Source organism: Janthinobacterium sp. MP5059B, from assembly GCF_001758645.1.
GTDB lineage: Bacteria > Pseudomonadota > Gammaproteobacteria > Burkholderiales > Burkholderiaceae_D > Janthinobacterium > Janthinobacterium lividum.
In genome coordinates, this window is the sequence record NZ_LRHX01000009.1 from 1 (window position 1) to 21,944 (window position 21,944).

The 21,944-nt window shown below is 63.4% G+C and carries 16 protein-coding genes and 1 rRNA gene; 9 read left to right on the forward strand and 8 right to left on the reverse strand.

Translation table 11 applies throughout. The features are described from left to right. The 6 genes from JAB1_RS11945 to JAB1_RS11970 all read right to left on the reverse strand — a co-directional run. Nucleotides 1–105: ribosomal RNA gene (locus JAB1_RS11945) — 16S ribosomal RNA — on the reverse strand; the annotation flags it as partial. A gap of 402 nt (nt 106–507) precedes the next feature. Next, on the reverse strand, nt 508–1,236 hold the full coding sequence (locus tag JAB1_RS11950) for a DUF2135 domain-containing protein (protein WP_070253868.1): 729 nt from the start codon (nt 1,234–1,236) through the stop codon (nt 508–510). Between the two features lie 29 nt (nt 1,237–1,265). Then, a complete protein-coding gene (locus JAB1_RS11955; protein WP_071653341.1) occupies nt 1,266–2,969 on the reverse strand; it encodes a DUF2300 domain-containing protein in 1,704 nt (567 codons plus the stop codon). After that, nucleotides 2,969–7,519, reverse strand: a complete 4,551-nt coding sequence (locus tag JAB1_RS11960; protein WP_083299696.1) for an alpha-2-macroglobulin — start codon at nt 7,517–7,519, stop codon at nt 2,969–2,971. The genes JAB1_RS11955 and JAB1_RS11960 overlap by 1 nt, the downstream gene beginning before the upstream one ends. Further along, nucleotides 7,516–8,187, reverse strand: a complete 672-nt coding sequence (locus JAB1_RS11965) for a DUF1175 family protein (RefSeq protein ID WP_070280080.1) — start codon at nt 8,185–8,187, stop codon at nt 7,516–7,518. Before JAB1_RS11965 ends, JAB1_RS11960 begins: the two co-directional genes overlap by 4 nt. Next, nucleotides 8,184–9,785: a DUF2138 family protein gene (locus JAB1_RS11970; protein WP_175445053.1), complete on the reverse strand. Its 1,602-nt coding sequence runs from the start codon at nt 9,783–9,785 to the stop codon at nt 8,184–8,186. Before JAB1_RS11970 ends, JAB1_RS11965 begins: the two co-directional genes overlap by 4 nt. 164 nt (nt 9,786–9,949) lie before the next feature. Between JAB1_RS11970 and JAB1_RS11975 the strand changes: the two genes are divergently transcribed. The 9 genes from JAB1_RS11975 to JAB1_RS12015 all read left to right on the forward strand — a co-directional run bounded on the left by JAB1_RS11975 (nt 9,950) and on the right by JAB1_RS12015 (nt 18,637). Next, nucleotides 9,950–11,470 (forward strand): radical SAM protein, encoded by a 1,521-nt coding sequence (locus JAB1_RS11975; protein ID WP_070280082.1) that lies wholly within the window; start codon nt 9,950–9,952, stop codon nt 11,468–11,470. Nucleotides 11,471–11,527: 57 nt separating this feature from the next. After that, entirely contained in the window at nt 11,528–12,661 is a 1,134-nt protein-coding gene (locus JAB1_RS11980) for an ABC transporter permease (RefSeq protein ID WP_034781349.1), read from the forward strand. Then, the gene (locus tag JAB1_RS11985) at nt 12,661–13,560 is read left to right on the forward strand and encodes an ATP-binding cassette domain-containing protein (protein WP_070253863.1); all 900 of its coding nucleotides are present in this window, start codon (nt 12,661–12,663) and stop codon (nt 13,558–13,560) included. Before JAB1_RS11980 ends, JAB1_RS11985 begins: the two co-directional genes overlap by 1 nt. Then, nucleotides 13,560–14,519 (forward strand): MlaD family protein, encoded by a 960-nt coding sequence (locus tag JAB1_RS11990; RefSeq protein ID WP_034781344.1) that lies wholly within the window; start codon nt 13,560–13,562, stop codon nt 14,517–14,519. The genes JAB1_RS11985 and JAB1_RS11990 overlap by 1 nt, the downstream gene beginning before the upstream one ends. Nucleotides 14,520–14,531: 12 nt before the next feature. Further along, complete coding sequence (locus JAB1_RS11995) at nt 14,532–15,146, forward strand: ABC-type transport auxiliary lipoprotein family protein (RefSeq protein WP_070280083.1); 615 nt, start codon at nt 14,532–14,534, stop codon at nt 15,144–15,146. Further along, complete coding sequence (locus JAB1_RS12000; RefSeq protein ID WP_070280084.1) at nt 15,143–16,330, forward strand: VanZ family protein; 1,188 nt, start codon at nt 15,143–15,145, stop codon at nt 16,328–16,330. The genes JAB1_RS11995 and JAB1_RS12000 overlap by 4 nt, the downstream gene beginning before the upstream one ends. A 40-nt stretch (nt 16,331–16,370) precedes the next feature. Beyond that, nucleotides 16,371–16,688, forward strand: a complete 318-nt coding sequence (locus tag JAB1_RS12005; protein WP_070280085.1) for a ferredoxin — start codon at nt 16,371–16,373, stop codon at nt 16,686–16,688. A gap of 35 nt (nt 16,689–16,723) precedes the next feature. Then, the gene (locus JAB1_RS12010; protein ID WP_070280179.1) at nt 16,724–17,377 is read left to right on the forward strand and encodes an alpha/beta hydrolase; all 654 of its coding nucleotides are present in this window, start codon (nt 16,724–16,726) and stop codon (nt 17,375–17,377) included. Between the two features lie 114 nt (nt 17,378–17,491). Then, nucleotides 17,492–18,637: a D-alanyl-D-alanine carboxypeptidase family protein gene (locus JAB1_RS12015; protein WP_034754313.1), complete on the forward strand. Its 1,146-nt coding sequence runs from the start codon at nt 17,492–17,494 to the stop codon at nt 18,635–18,637. Between the two features lie 63 nt (nt 18,638–18,700). On the opposite strand, the gene JAB1_RS12020 is transcribed toward JAB1_RS12015, so the two are convergent. Both JAB1_RS12020 and JAB1_RS12025 read right to left on the reverse strand, forming a co-directional pair. After that, nucleotides 18,701–20,107, reverse strand: coding sequence for a cytochrome c (locus JAB1_RS12020; protein WP_070280180.1), 1,407 nt, complete (start codon nt 20,105–20,107; stop codon nt 18,701–18,703). A gap of 14 nt (nt 20,108–20,121) precedes the next feature. Beyond that, nucleotides 20,122–21,909: a GMC family oxidoreductase gene (locus JAB1_RS12025; RefSeq protein ID WP_052140055.1), complete on the reverse strand. Its 1,788-nt coding sequence runs from the start codon at nt 21,907–21,909 to the stop codon at nt 20,122–20,124. Nucleotides 21,910–21,944: the final 35 nt, after the last annotated feature.

Below are 21,944 nucleotides of genomic sequence, written 5' to 3' on the forward strand. Positions count from 1 at the left end.
CGTTCGCCACTCGCCACCAGAGCAAGCTCCGTGCTGCCGTTCGACTTGCATGTGTAAGGCATGCCGCCAGCGTTCAATCTGAGCCAGGATCAAACTCTTCAGTTTAATCTCTGTTACTTTGCCCTTTTACAGGCACCATCATTTCTGATGGGTCGCTCACTCAAAAAACTGACAGGCTACTTCCGAAGAAGTATCCTATTTCATTATTTCTTGTGAACATTTGATATTTTAAGTTAGACGCCAATCCGAAGATTGACGCTGCACTTACATCAAATGCCCACACTTATCGACTGTTAATTGTTAAAGAACTGTATTCGGTTACTGCTTTCGCGCTATCGACAAAGCGTTGTGTTTGTCAGCTGCGAAGAAGGAAGAGTATGAAGCATTTCGCTAAATCCGTCAACTCCTTCTTTTTTCTCACTTTACGCTGCATTTGCATGCGTCGTTCAGCGAGGGGGCGAATTATAGCCATAGTGCTGCGGCTCCGCAAGAGCCATTTTCGACCAGTTATGGCAAGACGAACGATTTCACCAGGGTCAGCTCGCCAGCAGCCCGCATCGGTACCTGGAAGCTCTGCAGCTTTTCACGCGGCGTGCCTTCGTTGGTGATGACCGATATGCGGGCGACGGTCAGCATGGCGGTGTTTTCGCCGCTGCCGTAGTAATTGACATAGACGTGATAATTGCCCTTCAGGGGTGCCGCGCTGGAAAAGATCTCCGGACCATAGCCGGTGGTCACGTCCACATCCAGCGCGCCGCCATCTTTCAAGACGCGATTGCCGTACCAGGCGTGGCCACCGTCCGGCGTGACCACATGCATATCGAGGTCCGTGCCGGCGCTGTCCCAGGACAGCACGATACGCAGGCGCGCCTGCGTCTTGCCCTGGTAACTGTCGACAAACTGGGTGCGCGCGCGGCTCCTGCCATCCGGCGAACGCACTTCCACGCTGTTCGAGCCGCTGCCGAATCCATACGGACGGCCATAGCTGCCATCCTCGCCCACTTCCATCGGCATCGCCACGCCATTGACCACCAAAGTAGCGGGCTTGCCCTTGACGGCGCCCGCGATGCGTCCCCTTATCTGCGCCGTCTCGGCCTGGCCCGGCTGCAGGTTGACGGACGCGGCGGGGTAATTCACCGCTTGCGTATAGTCCTCGCGCGCGCCGGCCGAATTGCGCCAGCCGCCCTTCGGTGCATCGATGGTGACCTGGGCCTGCGCCCAGAGTGGCAATAGCATCAGGGGAATCGAGCAACGGATATAAAAACTCACAGGGCCTCCAGGTTAAGGTCGACGAGCCGGCGGGCCAGCCGCTCGACATATTCTTCGTCCTGGCCGCGCGGATGACGGCGCAGGCCAAGATGCAGGTATTCATGGGCCAGGGTGATGCGGTCTTCGCGCGTGGCCAGCGGCCGCATGAAGATACGGTTGCGCGACTGCTCCGAATACGGCGCGCCACTCTGCAAGGCGCAGACTAGCGGCGCTTGTGGTGGCGCCTCGTAGCCGGCCTCGCGCAGCAGCACGCGCTGCCAGCGCGGCACGGACCGCGCCAGCCAATCCTCGTTCTGCGCCAGGCGCTGGCAACGCGCGCCGGTATTGCCAAAGGTACTCAACGCGCCGCCGGGATAGGCTGCCGCCAGCAATTCATCATAGTGCTTGCCCTGTTTGGCCTGGCGCACCGCCTCGCTCCATGCCATGGTGCCCTCGGACGGCAAGTTCGTGTGATAGCGCACGGTGACGCCATCGACGATCAACTGGTCGGTCCAGCGCGCAATCGCCAGCGCCGCCGGCGTGGCGGGGCTGGGGCTGACGCGCTGGGTCGCACTGCTGTCGGCGATCTGCTGGCAGCCTGCCACGGTCACGGCGTTCTGCTGCAGATACGTGCGCGCGGCAATCGCCAGCGCCTTGGCCGCTTCCGGCTCGCCGGCATTCGCTTCGCGGTCGAGCACGCGCGCCACATATTCATTTACGCCGAAGCGGCCGCGCAATTGCAGGCGGCCGCCCTTCTCCTGCAGCAGCATCAACTCGCCGGTGCTGCGCAGGGCCAGGTTCTGGCCATTTTCGAATTGCACATGGTAGCGGCCATTGAGCGGGCCAGGTGCAGCCACGCCACGCTCGCCGCGCACGGCACGGATCGGATAGCGCTTGAAGTAATCGACCACCACGCAGCCGCCATCGTCGGCCGCGCCCACTGGCGGCAAGCTGGCGGCCAGTCTGGGCGCCCACTGTGCAAAGACATTGCTGCTGCCGCCCGCGCCGCCAAACCAGATCGGCGTGCCGTCGGCCAGCCAGCCGGCCGCGCCGCCGATACGCTCTTCTGCCCGGCGCTGCTCGTGCCAGGAATACGTCTTCACGCGCAGCTGGCTGCCGAACCAGCGCGCCGCACCAAAGCCGCGCCCATCGAGCACCACGCGCAGCAGCGCCGCTTCGGCATCCGCGCGGCTGGCAGCCGGGATGCTGCCCAGCGCGCGCAGCAGGCTGTCCAGGCGCACCATGCGCGCCGGCGCCAGCTGCGCGGGGTCGGACAGCCAGGCAAAATCGCCTGTGGGTGCGCTACCCAGGCGGCCCGTCCAGTACTGGCGCCATGAAGCCGGCGCGATCATCAGACGCCTTGGCGAGAAAAACAGGCCGCAGGACTGCGCCAGCGCCGCGTCGTGGCCGATGCTCTGGCCCGCATCGCAGCAATACACTTCTTCCGGATCGCGGCCGCCGCAGCGGTAGTCCGGCATCGCCACCTTGTTATCGGCCGCGTATACATAGACAAACAGCTTCCACAGGCTGGCCAGCGGCACTTGCCGCGCGCCGTCGAAGGGCGGCGAAGGCGGCAGCGTGGCACCGCCCTGGCGCAGCTGCCGCACTTCGATCTTGCCATCGCGCCACCAGGCCACATCCAGCGATTTTGCCGATGGCTGCGCCCAGGCAGGAGCGGCCAGCAGCAGGGTCGCCATCAATGCAGGAATTACCACACGCATCACTCGACCTTCAACACGCGCGTGGTCTTGCCGCCGCCCTCGAAGGCTTTCTGCTCCGGCTGGTACATGCGGTAAAAGCGCGCTGGCGGCAGCACATAACTGCCCTTCTGTGCAAAGCGGATCAAATGGCGTACGGTCACGTCGCCGGCCAAAGGCTCGATCGGCACCGCATAACCGTCGCGGCGCTCGGCATGACGCGCGCGTTCCAGCGCGGCCGGCTTGTCGCCCGCCATGACCATGCCCCAGGTGGTCGATTCGACCATGGCGCCCGGCGGCAGCGCCACTTCCAGCAAGCCAAAGCGGTGCTTCGCGCCGGCCGCCGCTTTCAAGGTGATTTCATCGAGGTACAGCGCGTCCGTGCTGAGCGCCTCGCCCGGCTTGACCAGCTCCGTCGTGTAGCCGCCCTTGCCCGTCTTCATGCGCAGGATGCGCCGTTCGACGGTGACCGGCAAGGTCTGCGTTTCGGCAGCGTGGCTGTCGTACTGCAGCACAGCCACCGTGCCGGCCGGCGCCGGGGTCGATGCAGCGAGACGCAGTTTGTCAGGCAGGCCCTTGGCATCGCTCCAACGCCAGAGCGGCTGGCCGCCGCGGCTGTCGCGTTTTTGCCATGCGCCGTCCGGCGCGACGGCCGGCCCCTTGCCAAACGATGCCCCGCCCAGCTTTTTTTGCACCCACAACAAGGTCATTGCGCGGTCCAGGGTCGGCATCTCGGCGCGCACGCTGGCCAGCACCGCCTCGGCCTGGGTAGCCGGCACTTCGCCAGCCAGCATCAGCAGGGCCTGCGCCACCGGCGCTTTCGATTCGCGCAGCACCTGCCACGCGCTGGGCACTTGCAGCTGCAGAGAATGCGGCAGGGCGATGCCGTTCTGGGCGGCAACCAGCGCCACCAGACCCAACGACATCGCTTGCGCTTCGCGGTCAAGGGTTCCGCCCAGCAGCAGGCTGCTACTGTCGCCCGCCTGGCGCGGCTTGCCGCCCAGGACGGCGATAGCGCTGTCGTCCACCAGGCCCGCCGCCAGCGTCTGCGTGGGCAGGCCCATCTCGCGCGCCATCCACAGCACCAGCGCACGGTCGCCCATCGAGTCCTTCAAGCCATGTTCGCTGTAGACGGCCAGCAGCTTGTTCCAGTGTTCGGGCGGCAGCTCGATGCGCAGCGCGCGCGCCGCGTACCAGTCGGCGTAATAGGCATAGGCCGTCATCAAGGCATTGCCGGCCGTGGCATTGCCCCACCAGCCGAAGACGGCATTCGGACCGGCCATGGACACAAGGCGCAGGCGCTGCGCAGTCAGCAGCGTTTGCAGGCGTTCGCTTGCCGCACCGGCATCCGCTCCCAGGCTTTGCGTGGCCAGCGCCAGCGGAATCAGGCGGCTCGCCGTTTGCTCCACGCAGCCATATGGATAGTCGATCAGATCGTCGGCAATGCGCGCGAAGTGGCTGGCGGCTCCTTGCGCGAACGAGAGGCGGATATTGCGCGCATCCGCCGGCAGCTTGAGGGGAATCTCACCAGCGGCACCATCGAGCGGCAGCACCAGCGTGCGCGGGCTGCTCCAGGCGGCGGGCAGCGTCTGCATAGCGGTATCCAGCGCATCGACCAGTTTACCGTTCTGTTTTACTTCCAGGCGCAGCGGCCCGGCAGCGCCGGCAGCGAGCGGAAATTCGACGTAATTGACGCCCGGCTTGGCGGTCAGTTTTTCCGTCTTCGCTTGCATGCCGCCTGCACCGCCGGAAAGCACCACGTCAAGCGCCTGCTCCTTGCCCGTCTGGTTGAACACGGCCACCGAAGCGCGCGGCGCATCGCCGGCGCGCATCCAGTCCGGTGCGGTCCACTTGGCATAGTAATTCTTGTCCGAACGCAGATAGGCGGTGCGCTGGCCGACCCGTCCCTGCTCATCCATCGCGCGGCCCGTGATCCTCCAGCGTGTCAGCGCGTCGGGCATGATGAAGCTCACGCGCGCATTGCCATTGGCATCGGTCTTCAGCGATGGCGACCAGTACGCGGTATCGATATTGTCGCGGCGCGGACGTTCGAGTACCTTGACGCCCCGCTCGTTGTAATTGTGGCGCGCCGGTGCGCCCGCTGTGCGCCCCTGGGCCATGTCGTAGCTGATGAAAGACAGGCTGGCCGTGGTGCGCACGTTGTTGCGGCGCGGATGATAGAAGAAGTCGCCGATGTCCGGCGCGATTTCCGGCTGCAGCACATAGATCATTTCATCGACCACGCCCAGCGCCACCAGGGTGCTCAGGGGCTTGCCGTCCAGGGTCGCCTTGACGTCCAGGGTGACCTTCTCGCCAGGCTGGTAGACCTCCTTGTCGCTCTTGAACTGCAGCGCGATGCGCGGCTCGATCACTTGCAGGCCGGCGTTCTCGAAGACGAAATCGCCATTGCGGGTATAGGCTACCGAGAACGTCATGTTCGGCCCATGCTCCTCCTTGACGGGAATGCGCACGCGCCACTGCCGCGGCGCCACGCGCTTCGCCTGGTACCAATCAGCGGCGCCGGCCATCAAGCCATGGTGCTCCACCTTGTCGCGCTCGAGCGTGAACAGCGCCTGGTCGACCTTGTCGGAGAAAGTGATCAAGGCTTCGGCGGTGTCGCCCGGACGATAGCGGGCGCGGTCCAGCACGATCTCGATGCTGCCCGGCGTCGCCTGCACGCCGTCACCCGACACCCAGTGGCTGGCGGCGGCCAGCAAATTGCCGCGCTCGTCGCGCAGCGCCAGCTGATACGAGCCCGATGCGGGGAATGTCACATCCCAGCCCTTGGCGGCAGGATCAAATGCACCCTCGGTCTTGCTCTGTTTTTCCAGCTGCACCATCTCCCAGCGCACGGGCTTGGCCGCGCTTTGGCCATCGGCCACCAGGTCGAAATGCACGTTTTGTCCCGGATCGGAAAACTGGCGCACGGCCTTCAGCTGGTAGCTGCTGCTCGAACGTTCTATCATCAGCTCGCGCGTCGTCTTGACGCGGTAGGCTGCGCCATCGGTCGCCAGCACGGTCAGGATGTAGCGCGACGGATCGGCGGCGGGCGGCAAGGTGAAGTCCACATTGCCGCTGCCATCGCTCGTCACTTCCTCGGTTTTCAAGGCCACGGGGAACAGGCCGCTGTAACGCAGTTCGCCTTCGACCATGGTGTTTTGCTGGCTGCGCAGCGACAAGGTCATCTTCGCGTTTTTCACCGGTTTGCCATCGGGGTAGCGCAGCGCGATGCTGCCCTTGACCGCCTCGCCCGTCTTGAATTCCGGTTTCGATGGCTGGACGTTGATTTCAAAATGCGGCTTGACATATTCGGCCACGCGGAAGGCCGCGCCATATGCGCCATCCTTGTAATTGAAACGCAGCTCATAGCCGCCGGCGGTGGCTTCCGTCGGCAGGCGGAAGCGCGTGTCGGCGCCCGTGTCGCCGGACAGCTGGAGCGTTTGCGTCAGCAGCGGCGTGCCGTTCGGATTGAGCACGGTCAGGCTCAGCGGCGCGCTGGCCGCCGCCTGCGATGCGCGCGCCGAAGTGAATTCTCGTCCCAGGAACTTGACATTGACTTCGTCGCCGGGCCGGTACAGGGGCCGGTCGGTTACCGCATAAATCTTGGTGTTATAGATTTCGCTGTCATAGTAAAAATTCTCGGACACGAACACGCCGCCGTCGCGGTCCTGGCCCAGCACATACGTATGTTCCGGGCTGCCGCGCTCGAGCGAGGCGACGCCATCTGCACCCGTAGTGGCCGACTGCAGCACGCCAGTGCCGTCCGTCCACGCCACGCTGGCGCCAGCCACGGCGGCGCTGTTGTCGCGCCGCGCCGTCCACACCAGCATCTGGCCAGACGATACCTTGGTGACGGCCACCGTGTCCGACACGAACACCAGGGTGGTGGCGCGGTGTTCGCCGATGATCGCTTCGATCAGGTACAAGCCCGGCTTGCGTTTGCCCAGCGGTATCATCACGTTGCCGGCGCCGGCGACGATGAAGTCGCTGCTCGATCCATCGAGCTTGACGCCTTTCGGCGGCGCGATGGCCTTGGCTTGCCAGATCGGATAGCGGAAGCTGTCGACCAGCTCCATGCCCTTGATCGGCTTGTATTGCGGATGGTTGGCGAACACGGTCGGTTTGCGGATCGCGTCATTCGTCGCCAGTTGCGGCTGCTCTTTCGTGACCGCGCGGCGCGCGTCGCCGGAAAACAGCTTGCGCCAGGCCAGGCGCGACTGCTTCCACCAGCTATCCCACAAAAAGCTCAAGGTGTTGGCCAGGCCCTCGCCCTGGTAATTGCCTTCAACCTGGATGCGGTGCAGATTGCGCTGTTTCTTCAGGAATTCCATCGGCTCGGGCACGCGGTAGACGACGATGTCGGCGCCCGAATACGCTTCCAGGTTCATGCGTCCCATGTCGCGACCCGGCACTTCCAGCCGCACGCGCGCTTCATCAAGACTGCCGTAGCTGGCGTCCGACAGCAGGAAGAAGGGCTCGCCCTTGAAGGTGCTGTAGTTGCTCGGTTCGCGCTGCTGCGCGGAGGCACCGCCTATGAGCACCAGCGCCAGCAGGCCGGCAAATAACAGCTTCATGATAAAAACGCCAGCCGGAACACACCGGCGAAATTCGGATTGTTGACCACAGGTTGCCACCGCGTGTCCTTCCAGCTCGTAAGTTCTTTGATATCGACGGTCCGCAGACCATTGTCGTCGGGGGTGACGGTGCCGGTGTGGTAGGCGATGCGCGCCCCCATCCAGACCATCAGGTGCTGTTCGTCGCCCTGGTCGAAAAACAGCAGGTCGCCGGGCAGCGCCTGGCTGATTTCGCGGGCGATGAAACGGCTGTTGTGCTGCACCAGCGCCAGCGCCGTGACGAAGTGGCCGACGCTGCCGCCCGTCTGCACCCAGCGGTTGCGCAGGGCCGCCTGGGCCCCGTTCAGTTCCAGCTCGGGCGGCAGGCGCCGGTCGCTGGCGATGCCGTTCGCATGCAGCCACTTCGCGTCATGCACGGTCAAGGCTTCGTTGACGGCAAAGCGCACCAGGCCGGCGCAATCGCGGTGCGTCCAGCGCGGCGACGGCCCGCGTTCGATCTGCGCATTGACGATGCGCAGCATCCAGGCCTGGAAGGCGCGGCTCTGGGCCTGCGACAGCTGCACTTGCGGTTCAGCGGCCGCGCGCAAGGCCCACGCGGGCATTGCCACGGTGGCGGCGCAGGCCGCCAGCAATCGCAAGGCGGCACGGCGCGCATGCCGCACCGTCATCGCGCAGTCTCCTGCCATTCCAGCGTTTCCCATGACGTGCCGCTGGCTGGCTGCCGCTTGAGCACCATGCGCAGCGGCGGGTATTTTTTCAAGGCGTTCAGGCGCGGCACCAGGTGTTCATTGGCGGCCGCGCGCAGTACCGGTTCGTTATTCGCCGGCAGGGTGTCGAAGGCTTCCAGCTGGATCAGGCGGGCCAGCGACGCCGGCGCGATCAGGCCAATGGTGCGCGCGCCATCGGGCAGCAGGTCGCTGGCGGCCGGCGCCTGCTTGCGGCGCACGGCCAGCACCTGGTCCACCAGCTTGCCGTCAGCGGAAAAGACCACCGTATTACCGGCCACGGCCAGCGCCGGCGCGGACTGGCCCAGGGCCGTGGCGACGCTGCGCTCCCAACGAACGGCGCCATCCTTGCCAGTGGTCTTGCGCACGGGGTCCTTGCCGCCGATGGCCGCCTCGAACAGACTGCCATATACAGCGTCATCACCGGCCTGCGCACTGCGGGTGGCGACAAAGACGGGCGTATGCAGGCGCGAAGTACCGTACCAGCATGCGGCGGCCGGCCCTTGCAAGTGTTCGGCCAGCGGCACCACCGGCGCCGATGTCTTGTCGCCCAGGCGCTTGAGCACGGGCTGCAGCGCGGTCCAGTCCACCGGCACGCTGAAACAGGCGCTCGGGTTGTGCGGCAGCACGGGCCACAAGGCGCTGCTGTCGTAGCCGCCCTTGCCACTCTTGTTCAATTTGTCGGCATTGAGCAGCACCTTGGACTGCCAGGCGCCCTTGCTGAAATCGAAGCGCAGCGCTTCAAGCGCGCCAAAGAAGGGCTGGTAACCGAATGACAGGAAGTCCGCCTTGACGGCGATGCTGTGGCCCTCGGGCGCGGCGCTGTCGAGATGGAACTGCGGATGAAAGACATTCTGTTTGGCCGGCTCCGGCGCCAGCAGGCTGGCCACGGTTTTCTCGGCCGTGCCATCGCCATTCTTGCCATCGCTGCCGCCATACAGCATGCCGGGATGGGACAGGATGACGAGGCGCTGGCCGTGCGCGGCAAACAGCAAGGTGCGCTGGTAGGCGTAATTGAGCGCATACACCGGCACCTGGCCGCCATCGACGCGCAAGCTGCCTGCCACGCGCATTTGCGTATCCTTCAAGGCGATCTTGCCCGCTTCCTCGAGCAGGCGCGTCAACTGGCCACGCGACACGGCGATGGCAAAGTGCTTGAGCGAGCCGTCGGCGTCGCGCCACAAGGCCACTTCCGCAGGCTGGTCCAGCACCATGCGCAGCAGCTGGTCGCCCCATCCCAGCTCATGTTCGTAGGCGATGCGGCGCAAGCTGCCCTTCAGGCCCAGCCGGTCTTCGCTCTGCTCGTAATAGAAGAGGAAATCCTCGCGCAGCACGTCGCGCGCCAGCGGCACCGTCAGCAGGTCGCGCGGCAAGGTCGACAGGCTTTTCGTCCGGACCAGCGCGTCGGGCCGGGATAAATCCAGCTTCAGGCCGTTGACCGGTCCCATCGCACCCCAGCCGAAGACGCGGTAGCCGACCAGCGCGGCCGCCACCAGCGCCACCCCGGCAAGTGCCCCGACCAGGACTTTTTTATTAAGCACTTTTTTATCTTGTACTTTTTTCGCCAGCACCGTGTATTCCTTTACCCTGCCGTAGCATTGACAAGTTAGTAATTATTGACAAATGGTAACATGGCATTTCTGGCCGCAGCGCACCGGTGACGCGACAGCGTAAAATAGCGGTTTCGCCGTTTCCATCGCCTCCCATGACCATCCTGCTCTCCACCCTGAACGCCCGCTACACCCACGCCTCGCTGGGATTGCGCTATTTGCTGGCCAATATGGGGCCGTTGCAGGCGCAGACGCGGCTGCAGGAATTCGTCATCGGCACGAAAACCACGGAACTGGTCGAGCGCATCCTCGTCAACAAGCCGCGCATCATCGGTTTTGGCGTGTACATATGGAACGTCGAGGAAACAACGAAGCTGGTGGCCATGCTCAAGCGCGTGGCGCCCGAGGTCATCATCGTGCTGGGCGGGCCGGAAGTGTCGCATGAGGCGGGCGAGCAAGAGATCGTCAAACTGGCCGACTACCTGATCACGGGCTGGGGCGACGTCACCTTCCCCAAGCTGTGCGGCGAGATCCTCAACGGGCCGAAGCCGCTGATGAAGATCCATGCCGGCGTGCAAGCCCCGCTGGCGGAACTGCAACTGCCCTACTCCTTGTATACAGATGACGATATCCGCCACCGCACGATTTACGTGGAAGCATCGCGCGGCTGTCCGTTCAAGTGCGAATTCTGCCTGTCGGCGCTGGACAAGACGGCCTGGCCCTTCGCCCTGGAAAATTTCCTGGCCGAGATGGAATCCCTGCATGCGCGCGGCGCCCGCCTGTTCAAGTTCGTCGACCGCACCTTCAACCTGAACATCAAGACCAGCTTGAAGATCATGCAGTTCTTTCTGGACAAGATCGAGGCGAACCCGGACGATCCCATCTATGCCCACTTCGAACTGGTGCCCGACCACTTGCCCGATGCCTTGAAAGAAGGCATCAGCAAGTTCCCGCCCGGCGCGCTGCAGTTCGAGATCGGCATCCAGAGCTTCAATCCGGACGTGCAATCGCTGGTCAGCCGCAAGCAGGACAATGAAAAGGCGGCCGACAACATCCGCTGGCTGTGCGAGGAATCGAACGCCCACCTGCACGTGGACTTGATCGCCGGCTTGCCGGGTGAGGATGAAGCGAGTTTCGCGGCCGGCTTCAACAAGCTGGTGGCCTTGAAACCGCATGAAATCCAGTTCGGCATATTAAAGCGGCTGCGCGGCACGCCCATCATCCGCCATACGGAAAACTATGGCATGGTGTTCGATCCGCACCCGCCCTACACCATCCTGGCGAATAAACAGCTCGATTTCATGAGCATGCAGCGCCTCGTGCGCTTCGCCCGCTACTGGGACCTGGTGGCCAACTCGGGCCGCTTCGCCAATACGGTGCAATGGATGCTCGGTGATGCGCCTTTTGAAAACTTCATGGATTTTTCGAACTGGCTGTACGCCCACACGGATGCCACCCACCGCATCGCCATGGAGCGCCTGGCCAAGCTGGTGGCGCAATGGCTGCAGACGCGCGGCATGAGCGCGGTCGAGGCCAATGCCCTGCTGGCCAGCGACTATGCGGGCGGCGCGCAGGCGGCCGCGCATGGCAAGCCAAGCGAAGTGAGTACTAGCGGCGCCAAGGTGCGCCCGGACGTGGCCCTGCCGCAGCGGCAGGCACGCCATCTGGCTTCCTGACAGGCTGGCGATTGAACAGCGGTGGCGGTCTGCGCCATTCTCCCTTAAACTGGCACGATGCCGACTGTACAATCGCCGAAACTGACCCTCTCCCAGACCAGCTCCCAACAGGGAGCCCTTGTCACTGCCAGCGGCACCTGGCAGGTGCACGCGCTGGCGCATGACAATGCCATCAAGGCCATCGATGCCCAGCTCAAGCCCTTGCAGGGCGATACCAAGGCGCAATGGGACCTGTCGGCCATCGACAGCATGGACCATATCGGCGCCCAGCTGTTCTGGAATGCCTGGGGCAAGCAGCGTCCGGCGCAGCTGACCCTGGCGCCGTCGCAGGAAGAGTTTTTCAGGCGCATCGAAGAAACGGGGCCGTTAGAAACGCCGCCCTCGCGCGCCAACCGCCTCACGCCCGTGATGAAACTGGGCATGGCCATCCTGCTGTTTTTCGAACATTTGAAGGGTTTTATTGCCCTCGTGGGCCAGGTGACGCAGGATATCGGCCGCTTCGCGCGCCATCCGATGCGCGGGCCATGGCGTGAAATTTCCGCCAATATCTTCCATGCGGGCTTCCAGGCGCTGGGCATCACGGCCCTCGTCGGCTTTCTGATCGGCGTGGTGCTGTCCTATCTGTCCGCGCAGCAGCTGCGCGCCTTTGGCGGCGACATCTACCTGGTCAACCTGCTGGGCATGAGCGTCATCCGCGAACTCGGGCCGCTGCTCGCCGCCATCCTCGTCGCGGGCCGCTCGGGCTCGTCCATCACGGCCCAGCTGGGCGTCATGCGCGTCACGGAAGAGCTCGACGCCATGCTGGTGATGGGCATTTCGCACGGATTCCGCCTGATCATGCCGAAAGTGCTGGCCCTGGCCATTTCCATGCCCCTGCTCGTCATCTGGACGGATACGGCCGCGCTGATCGGCGGCATGGTGGCGGCCAAGGTGGAACTGAACCTGTCGGCGCGCTACTTCATCCAGAAGCTGCCCGACGCCGTGCCGCTGGCCAACTACATGATCGGCCTGGGCAAGGGCGTCATCTTCGGCATGCTGATCGCGCTGGTCTCGTGCCACTTCGGCCTGCGCATCAAGGCCAACACGGAAAGCCTGGGGCGCGGCACCACCACCGCCGTCGTCACGGCCATCACGGTCGTGATCCTGGCCGACGCCGTGTTCGCCATCGTCTTCAATGGAGTGGGCTACTGATGGCGGACGACACCAATATCGCTTGCGGCACCGGCAAGGAAGGCCAGTTCAACCTGCACGGCGACGCGCCCGTGGTGGACATCACCAATCTGTGGACCAAGTTCGGCCGCACCGTCGTGCACCAGGATTTGAACCTGGAAATCGAACGGGGCGAGATCCTGTCCATCGTGGGCGGCTCCGGCACGGGCAAGACGGTGCTGCTGCGCCAGATGCTGGGCCTGGAACATCCGGCGCGGGGATGCGTCAAGGTCTTTGGCGAAGATATCAACCAGGCAAGTTCCGACCAGCTGCAACAGTTGCGCAACCACTGGGGCATGCTGTTCCAGCAAGGCGCCCTGTATTCGGCCCTGACCGTGTTCGACAATGTGGCCCAGCCCATGCGTGAATTGCGCGTGCTGCCCGAAGCCCTGGTGCACGACGCGGTACTATTAAAGATGAACATGGTGGGCCTGGGCCCGGAACATGCGCTGAAAATGCCCTCGGACTTGTCGGGCGGCATGATCAAGCGCGTGGCGCTGGCGCGCGCCCTGGCGCTGGAACCGAAATTATTATTCCTCGACGAACCCACGGCGGGCCTGGACCCGGACCTGTCGGAAAGTTTTGTCGCCCTGATCCAGTCGCTGCACCGCGAACTGGGCTTGACAGTGGTGATGGTCACGCATGACCTCGACACTTTGTTCGCCCTGTCCACGCGCATCGCCGTGCTGGCGGAAAAACACGTGATCGCCATCGGCCCCACGCGCGAGGTGATCGAAGTCGACCACCCGTTCATCAAGCAATTTTTCCTCGGCGACCGCGGCAAGCGCGCGCTGGCCGTCCTCGATGAGAAACAGGCGGCGGCGGGCAATGCGGCGCAGCCAGGCGACGATGCCGGCACAGACAAGAAAGCGGAGAAGTAATGGAAAACAGATCACATGCCCTGATGACGGGATTTTTTACACTCACCCTGCTGGTGGCCGCCATCCTGTTCGGCGTCTGGTTCAACCGCGACCGCGTGGAACGGGTGCCTTACCTGCTCGCCACCACCCTGTCCGTGCCGGGCCTGAACCCGCAGGCGACCGTGCGCTACCGGGGCCTGGAAGTGGGCAAGGTCGACGCCATCGACTTCGACACGCAAAAGGCGGGGCAAATCCTCGTGCACATCAGCGTCGCGCCCGATACCCCCGTCACCAACACCACCTTTGCCACCCTCGGCTACCAGGGCGTGACGGGTATCGCCTACATCCAGCTCGACGATGAACAGGTGGGCTCGAAACTGCTGGGCACCAGCAAGGACAAGCCGTCGCTGATTCCCCTGCGCGCGGGCTTGCTCGACCAGCTGGAAAAGCGCGGCAAACGCATCCTCGACCAGGCCGAACAGATCACCAACAAGGTCAACAACCTGCTCAGCCCCGAGAACCAGGCGGCCATGCTGGGCGCCTTCAATGAAGTGGGCAAGGCGGCCAAGGCCTTTGGCGCCATTCCGCAGCAGCTCGAGCCGACCCTGACGCAATTGCCGCAACTGACGGAACAGACGCGGCAAACCCTGACGGCCGTCAGCACGGCCGGCAAGAACGTGTCGGACTTGACGGCCACGTGGAAAAAGCTGGGCAACGATATCCAGGCGCCCGGCGGCGTGCTCGACAAGGTCAATGGCACGGTCGACCGGGTCGGCAACTCGGTGGAAACGGTGGCCAATGGCGTATCGCTGGAAGTCTTGCCGCAGGTAATCGAGCTGAGCGGCGAGGCGCGCTCCTCGATGCGCGCCCTGAAAACCACCATGAGCACGCTCAATGAACAGCCGCAGAGCATCTTGTTCGGCGCCCCAGACATCCCGCCCGGCCCGGGCGAGCCCGGTTTTTCGGCACCGGGCAAATAAGGAGAACACCGCATGCCTATCCCACGCAATATCAGCGCACTCGTCCTGGCCGCCGCATTCCTGCTGGGCGGTTGCGCCAGCCGCGGCCCCGTCCCCACGTTTTATGATTTCGGACCGGCCGCGCCGCTGGCCGCCGCGCAGCCGGCTACGCCAGCCGTGCCCGTGCTGGTGATCGCCGACGCCAACGGTCCATCCTGGCTGGACAGCCAGCGCATGTATTACCGCTTGCTGTACGCCGATGCGCAGCAATCGCGCCCGTACGCCTACAACCGCTGGAACACGCCGCCGCTGCAACTGCTGAGCCAGCGCCTGAAAACCCGCGTGGCGCAAAGCGGCGTGAAAGTGCTGTCGACCACGGACGCGGCCGCCGGCATGCCCCTGCTGCGCATCGACGTCGATGATTTTTCGCAAGCTTTCGATACGCAGACGCGCAGCAGCGGCCATGTATCGCTGCGCGCCTCGCTGTTCCGCGGCCACCGACTGATCGACCAGAAAACCTTCAGCCGCAGCGGCCCGGCCAGCAGCGCCGACGCGCAAGGGGGCGCGCAGGCGCTGGCGGCGGCCTCGGACGCCATCGCCGCCGACCTGCTGACCTGGCTGGGCACGCTGACCATCCCGAAAGAATGACGGCGCCAGCCTCCCCCGCCAGTCCGGCGGCGCCACTGCCGCCCGTCCGCTCCTCGCCCGTGTCGCGCGCGACCCTGCTCGCCTACGTCTTCCTGATCGTGTACGCCAGCTGGTTTCCATTCACGGGTTGGCACAGCAATGGCCTGTCGCCGCTGACGTTCCTGGAAAACACGCGCATGCCCCGCTACTGGACGGGCTTTGACGTGGGCATCAATGTCGTCGGCTACATCCCGCTGGGCGCCTTGATCGTGTATTCACTGTTTCCACGCATCACGGGTTTCTTTGCCGTCATCGTCGCCAGCCTGTGCGGCATGTTGATTTCCGGCAGCATGGAAGCCGTACAAACCTATTTGCCCAGCCGCGTATCGTCGAATCTGGACTTTTATACGAATTCGGCCGGCTGCTGCATCGGTTCCATCATCGGCGCCCTGACGGCGCGCAAGCTGCTCGACCATAGCCATTTGTACCGCTTGCGCCAGCGCTGGTTTGCCCAGCATGCCAGCCAGGGTCTGGTGCTGGTGGCCCTGTGGCCGCTGGCGCAGATCTATCCGCAAGGCTATCTGTTCGGCTTGGGCCAGCTGCTGCCCATCCTGTCGGACTGGCTGTCGCGCCTGGCGGGCATGGAGATCGACCTGGCCACATATCTGCGTCCCGACGTGATATTAACCGTCGAGCAATATTGGCTTTCGGAAACCATCATCACGGCGTGCGGCATGACGGGCGCCGTGCTTACCTTGCTGTGCCTGCTGCGCCGCGCGGCGCCCCGCACCGTGTTGATGCTGATCCTCATTGCCGCCGCCCTGACCGTGCGCTCGATGGCCAGCGCGCTGCTGTTTTCGCCCGAAAACGCCTTCGTCTGGATCACGCCGGGCGCCCAGGGCGGTTTCCTGATCGGCCTGATCATGCTGGGCGGCCTGGCGTTCGCGCCGCACGTGGCGCAGCGCCGCATCGCGGCCGCCACCTTGCTGCTGAGCCTGGTGATGGTGAATACGACGCCGATCAACCCGTACTTCATGTCAACCTTGCAAGGCTGGGTGCAAGGCAAGTTCCTGAACTTCAATGGCGCGGCGCAATTCCTCGCCTTGCTGTGGCCGTTCATGGCCCTGTGGTTCCTGTGCCTGCCCTCGCACCGCCTGAACCGGCAGGAGGACGCGCAGCGCCAGCGTCGCGAAGACCACCCATAAGCGTTATCATGGCGCATTGATGAATCAGCAGGAGAATAGTATGAGCGACGCACCGTATTTTGAACGCCACGTTTTTTTCTGCATGAATAAACGTGATGACGGCCGCAACAGCTGTGGCGACCATGGCGCGGAAGCGGCGCAAAAGCATTGCAAGCGCCGCATCAAGGAACTCGACATGAATGGCGCGGGCAAGATCCGCATCAACCAGGCCGGCTGCATGGACCGCTGCGAAGAAGGCCCGCTGCTGGTGATCTACCCGGAAGCGACCTGGTACACCTATGTCGACACCAGCGATATCGATGAAATCATCGATACGCACCTGGTGGGCGGCAAAATTGTCGAACGCCTCAAGATTTAATGCCAATTTAAGAGATACCCACCAGTATGAGCATCATGAACAGAAACTCGGAAAAATTCACCCTCGCCGGCCATGCAGGCAGCATGGAAGGCTTGCTCGATTTCCCGGCAGACACTCCGCGCGGCATCGCCCTCGTTGCCCATCCGCACCCGCTGTACGGCGGCACGATGGATAACAAGGTCACGCAAACCTTGGCGCGCGCGTTTGTCGCCCTCGGTTACGTGGTGGCACGCATCAACTTCCGCGGCGTGGGTGCTTCCGAAGGCGTGCACGACCATGGCGCGGGAGAGACGGACGACATGCAATTGCTGTATGAACACATGCGCGGCCTGTACCCCGGCTTGCCCGTGGCCTTGTCCGGTTTCTCGTTCGGCACCTTCGTGCAATCGAAACTGCAGGAGCGCCTGGCTGCCGCCGGCACACCCGCCGAGCGCCTGGCGCTGATCGGCAGCGCGGCCGGCAAGTGGGCCATGGCCGATATTCCCGCCGACACCATCTTGATCCACGGCGAACTGGACGACACGATTCCCCTGTCCGCCGTCTTCGACTGGGCCCGTCCACAAGACATTCCCGTGATCGTGATCCCCGGCGCCGACCACTTTTTCCACCGCAAGCTCAACCACATTAAGAACCTCGTGATTGCCCTGTGGCATGGTGACAAACCCGCAATCGCAGCAGATGATCATTGAAGTGTGGGCTTACTAGCGCCTGCACGGCTATAATTGATCCGTTTTTTCCACGCGGCCATGCAGGTAGCAACAGCATGGCCCTCAGCCTTCATCTTTTTCTCGCAGACCAGCCCCATGAAAAAACTTTTAGCGGCACTGGCCTCCAGTGTATTTTTCTTTTCCGCCGCCTACGCCCAGAGCGTTCCAGCCCCGACCATCGCCGCCAAGTCCTGGCTGTTGCTTGACGCCACCAGTGGCCAGATCATTGCGTCGCAAGATCCGGACGCGCGCATCGAGCCGGCATCGTTGACCAAGATCATGACGGCTTACCTGACGTTTGCCGCCATCCGCGAAAAGAAACTGGCGCTGGACCAAAAAGTGAACGTGTCCGTGCGTGCCTGGAAAGTCGATTCGAGCAGCTCGAAGATGTTCATCGACCCGGCTACCCCCGTCTCGATCGACGATTTGCTGCACGGCTTGATGATTCAATCGGGTAACGACGCCGCCGTGGCGCTGGCTGAAGCCGTTGCCGGCGATGAAGGCACGTTCGTCGTGCTGATGAACCGCGAAGCACAACGCATGGGCTTGAAAAACACGCGTTTTGCCAATCCGCATGGCTTGCCTAGCCCCGATAACTATTCCACGGCGCAAGACCTGTCCGTGCTGGCCAAGCGCGTGATCGCCGACTACCCGGAATTCTACAAAATCGATTCCATCAAGAGTTTTACGTACAACAAGATCACCCAGCCTAACCGCAACCGCCTGCTGTGGCTGGACCCAACCGTCGATGGCATGAAGACGGGCCACACGGAAGCGGCCGGCTATTGCATGATCGCGTCGGCCCGCCGTCCAGGCGGCACGGGTGAGCGCCGCCTGATCTCCGTGGTGCTGGGCACCTCGTCGGACCAGGCCCGCACGCAGGAAAGCCAGAAGCTGCTGAACTGGGGCTTCCAGAACTTCGATACGGTCAAGCTGTACTCGAAGGGCCAGGCCGTGGCCACGCCGGAAGTGTGGAAGGGCTCGAAAGGCACCGTGAAAATCGGTTTCGCCCGCGATGTGCTCGTCACCGTACCCAAAGGCACGGCTGCCAAGATGAAACCGGTGCTGGAACGCAAGGACCCGCTGGTCGCGCCATTGGCTGAAAACGCCCCTGTCGGCAAACTGAAAATGATGGTCGACGACAAGGTCCTGCTGGAACTGCCTGTCGTGGCGCTGGAAACCATCAACCAGGCCACGATCTTCGGCCGCGCCTGGGATTCGATGCGCCTGTGGATGAAATAAGCAGTTAGCCCCCCCATAAAAAATGCCCGCAGATGCTGCGGGCATTTTTTTCGTCCGTAGACTTTACTTCGCCGGCGCATCCTTCAGGTGCGGCTTGCGCGCCACGGGGGGGAAGGTGCCGTGGCGGCCTGCCGCAAACGTCGCTTCCGTCTGCGACGCTGCCACCGGCACGGACACCTTGCGCACCTTGGCCACCTGCGCCGCCGTCACCGGTGTGCCGCGGTTGCCCCAGCTGGTCTGGATGAAGGTCACCACCTGGGCAGTCTGCTCGTCATTAAAAATGTCGGCATACGGCGCCATCGTCAGCGCCGACGGCGCCGTGCGCGTGGCCGGCACGGCGCCACCCGACAGCACGATATTGATGGCCGACGTGGGATCGTTCGTCTGCAGCACGGCATTGCCGGCCAGCGCAGGGAAGGCCTTGTCGTAGCCCTTGCCGTCGGAGCGGTGGCAGCCGGCGCAGCGGTCCAGGTACAGCTGCGCGCCCTTGGAATTGACGATACCGCTGAACAATTGCTTGCCCAGCTTGTCATCGGCCACGAAGGCCGGCGTGGCCGGATTCGACGGCGGCAGCGACTTCAGGTATTTCGCCATCGCCGCCAGGTCGCCATCCGTCATGTGCTGCATGGAATGGGCCACCACATCGTTCATGGCGCCGAACGATGCCGTATGGCTGTTGCGGCCCGTTTTGAGGAATTCGGCGATCTCCGCCGCGCTCCAGCGCGCCAGGCCGCCGCCATGCTCATTGCGCAGCGAGGGCACGGACCAGCCGTCGATGACGCCGCCGCCGGCCAGGAACGTCGTGTTGCCTTCGTCCGTCAGCGATTTTTCCTGCATGCCCACGCCGCGCGCCGTGTGGCAAGCGCCGCAGTGGCCCAGGCCCTGCACCAGGTAGGCGCCGCGCAGCAATTGCGCGTCGCCCGTGGCTGGCGCCTTGTAGGGCTGCGGCGTCGGCGCGAAGGCCCAGCGCCAGATGGTCAAGGGGAAACGCATCGACAGCGGCCATGGAATATCGGCCGCCTTGTTCGGCGTCGGGTCCGCCTTCACGCCATGCATGAAGTAGGCGTACAGGGCCTGCATATCCGCCTCGCTCAAACGCGAGTACGACGGGTAGGGCATGGCCGGATACACGGTGTAGCCGCGCTTGGTCACGCCAGTGCGCATCAGCTTGTCGAAATCGGCAAAGCTCCAGTCGCCTATGCCGGCCTTTTTATCCGGCGTGATATTCGTGGAATACACCTTGCCGATCGGCGTTTCCATGCCCAGGCCGCCGGCGAACGGCTGGCCTTTCGTGCCGGCCGTATGGCAGGCGATGCAGTCGCCGGCGCGGGCCAGGTATTCGCCCTGGCGTATCAGCTGGGCGTTCGGGACGGTGGCGCTGGCTGCGCTGGCGGACCAGGCGATGCCGGGGGTATTGGAGGCGAGTGCCAGCAACAGTGCGCCCACTGTTTGGGTGAATGTGTTGTTCATCTTCTTGTTCTTTATCAAGCGACCAGGGGACGGGGATCTTTCAGGTATTGCTCGCGGATGGCCTTGGCCGACCAGTAGGTCAGCGCGCAAGCGAGGCCCGTCGGGTTGTAGCCGATGCCGACCGGGAACACGCTGGAACCGACGGCAAACACGTTGTGCACATCCCAGCTCTGCAGATAGCGATTGACGACGCTGGTCTTGCGATCCGCGCCCATGGCCGTGCCGCCCGCCCAGTGGGTGGTCTGGTAGTTGCGCAAGTCGAGGTGGTCGCCCACGCTCTTGACGGACACCTTGATCGCTTCCGGATTCATGGCCTCGGCCACCTTCATCATCTTGTCCGTGACGAAACGGCTCATCTTGATGTCGTTTTCCTTCCAGTCGAAGGTAAAGCGCAGCAATTGCTGGCCATATTTGTCCGTGTAGGTGGGGTCGAGGTCGACGTAGCAGTCGCGATACGTCATGTTGGCACCGTGACAGTCGAACGAGACCGTATTCAGGTAGCTCTTCTTGACGGCCTTTTTCCAGGCCGAACCCCAGGCGGGCGTGCCATCCGGCGTGGCGATGCCCGAGATGGGCTTCGAGCCGGCCGGGTTGCACCAGGCGGGCGAGCCGCCGACAAAGCCCAGCGGGCCATGGTCGAAGTTGTCGCCATTCCAGTCATCGAGCGCGACGCCGGTGCCGCCGGCGCCGATGAAGGGGTTGGTGTTCGTGTCTTCCTTGAAGAAGGTCTGGATGGTCGACATCATCTGGTAGGCGATGTTGCGCCCCACCACGCCTTCATTGCTGACGGGATCGTACGGCTTGCCGATGCCGGAGAGCAAAAACAGGTGCGCATTGTTGTAGGCAAAGGCGCTGGCGATGACCAGGTCGGCCGGCTGCTCGACGGCCTTGCCGTCCGCATTGATGTAGGTCACGCCGGTAGCGCGTTTCTTGCTGCCGTCGAGATTGATGCGCACGACATTGCAATTGGCGCGTAATTCAAAATTGGAGACCATGCGCAGGGCCGGCATGATGTTGACGTTGGGCGACGCCTTGGAATAGTTGTAGCAAGCGTAACCGGAGCAGAAACCGCAGAAATTGCACGGTCCCATCTGGCAGCCATACGGGTTCGTGTACGGACCGGACGCGTTCGACGAAGCGTTGACGAACGGGTGATAACCGACGGCCTTGGCCGCGCGGCGGAACAGTTCAGCCGTGTACGGCACTTTTTGCGGCGCCAGCGCGTAATTGTCGGAGCGGTCGCCCTCGAACACATTGCCGTCGCCGACGACGATGCCGTTGACCTTATACGCCTGGCCCGAGGTGCCGAAGACTTTTTCCACGAAATCGAAGTGCGGCTCCAGCTCGGCGTAGGTCACGCCAAAGTCCTGGATCGTCATGCCTTCGGGGATGAATTTCTTGCCGTAGCGGCGTTCGTAGTGGCTGCGGATCTGCAGCTCTTCCGGCAAGACGCGCCAGTGCATGCCCGACCAGTGCAGACCTGCACCGCCCACGCCCGTGCCGGGCTTGAAGGCGCCGATCTGGCGGTACGGCACGGCCACGCCCGTGATACTGTGGCGGAAGGTGAACGTGCTCTTCGACATATCCTGGAACAGCTTGCTGCGCTGGATATAGGTCAGCTCGTCGAGGGTCTTCGGATAGGCGCCGTCGGGATAGGTGTCGCGGTACTCGCCGCGTTCCAGCGCGACCACGTTCAGGCCCGCTTCCGTCATTTCCTTGGCCATGATGGCGCCGGTCCAGCCAAAGCCGACAATCACGGCATCGACAGGCTTCATTTTTACATCTGGTTTGATATCACTCATGATGGTTTTTCTTTTTCTTTGATCTGCTACAAAAA

Excerpts from the sequence above, each read along its gene's own strand:
- JAB1_RS12015 (WP_034754313.1), top strand. The coding sequence starts at position 17,492 with ATGAAAAAACTTTTAGCGGCACTGGCCTCCAGTGTATTTTTCTTTTCC.
- JAB1_RS11985 (WP_070253863.1), top strand. The coding sequence starts at position 12,661 with ATGGCGGACGACACCAATATCGCTTGCGGCACCGGCAAGGAAGGCCAG.
- JAB1_RS11965 (WP_070280080.1), bottom strand. The coding sequence starts at position 8,187 with ATGACGGTGCGGCATGCGCGCCGTGCCGCCTTGCGATTGCTGGCGGCC.
- JAB1_RS11975 (WP_070280082.1), top strand. The coding sequence starts at position 9,950 with ATGACCATCCTGCTCTCCACCCTGAACGCCCGCTACACCCACGCCTCG.
- JAB1_RS11960 (WP_083299696.1), bottom strand. The coding sequence starts at position 7,519 with ATGAAGCTGTTATTTGCCGGCCTGCTGGCGCTGGTGCTCATAGGCGGT.
- JAB1_RS11980 (WP_034781349.1), top strand. The coding sequence starts at position 11,528 with ATGCCGACTGTACAATCGCCGAAACTGACCCTCTCCCAGACCAGCTCC.
- JAB1_RS12025 (WP_052140055.1), bottom strand. The coding sequence starts at position 21,909 with ATGAGTGATATCAAACCAGATGTAAAAATGAAGCCTGTCGATGCCGTG.
- JAB1_RS11990 (WP_034781344.1), top strand. The coding sequence starts at position 13,560 with ATGGAAAACAGATCACATGCCCTGATGACGGGATTTTTTACACTCACC.
- JAB1_RS11955 (WP_071653341.1), bottom strand. The coding sequence starts at position 2,969 with ATGCGTGTGGTAATTCCTGCATTGATGGCGACCCTGCTGCTGGCCGCT.
- JAB1_RS11995 (WP_070280083.1), top strand. The coding sequence starts at position 14,532 with ATGCCTATCCCACGCAATATCAGCGCACTCGTCCTGGCCGCCGCATTC.
- JAB1_RS12000 (WP_070280084.1), top strand. The coding sequence starts at position 15,143 with ATGACGGCGCCAGCCTCCCCCGCCAGTCCGGCGGCGCCACTGCCGCCC.
- JAB1_RS11950 (WP_070253868.1), bottom strand. The coding sequence starts at position 1,236 with ATGCTATTGCCACTCTGGGCGCAGGCCCAGGTCACCATCGATGCACCG.
- JAB1_RS12010 (WP_070280179.1), top strand. The coding sequence starts at position 16,724 with ATGAACAGAAACTCGGAAAAATTCACCCTCGCCGGCCATGCAGGCAGC.
- JAB1_RS12005 (WP_070280085.1), top strand. The coding sequence starts at position 16,371 with ATGAGCGACGCACCGTATTTTGAACGCCACGTTTTTTTCTGCATGAAT.
- JAB1_RS12020 (WP_070280180.1), bottom strand. The coding sequence starts at position 20,107 with ATGAACAACACATTCACCCAAACAGTGGGCGCACTGTTGCTGGCACTC.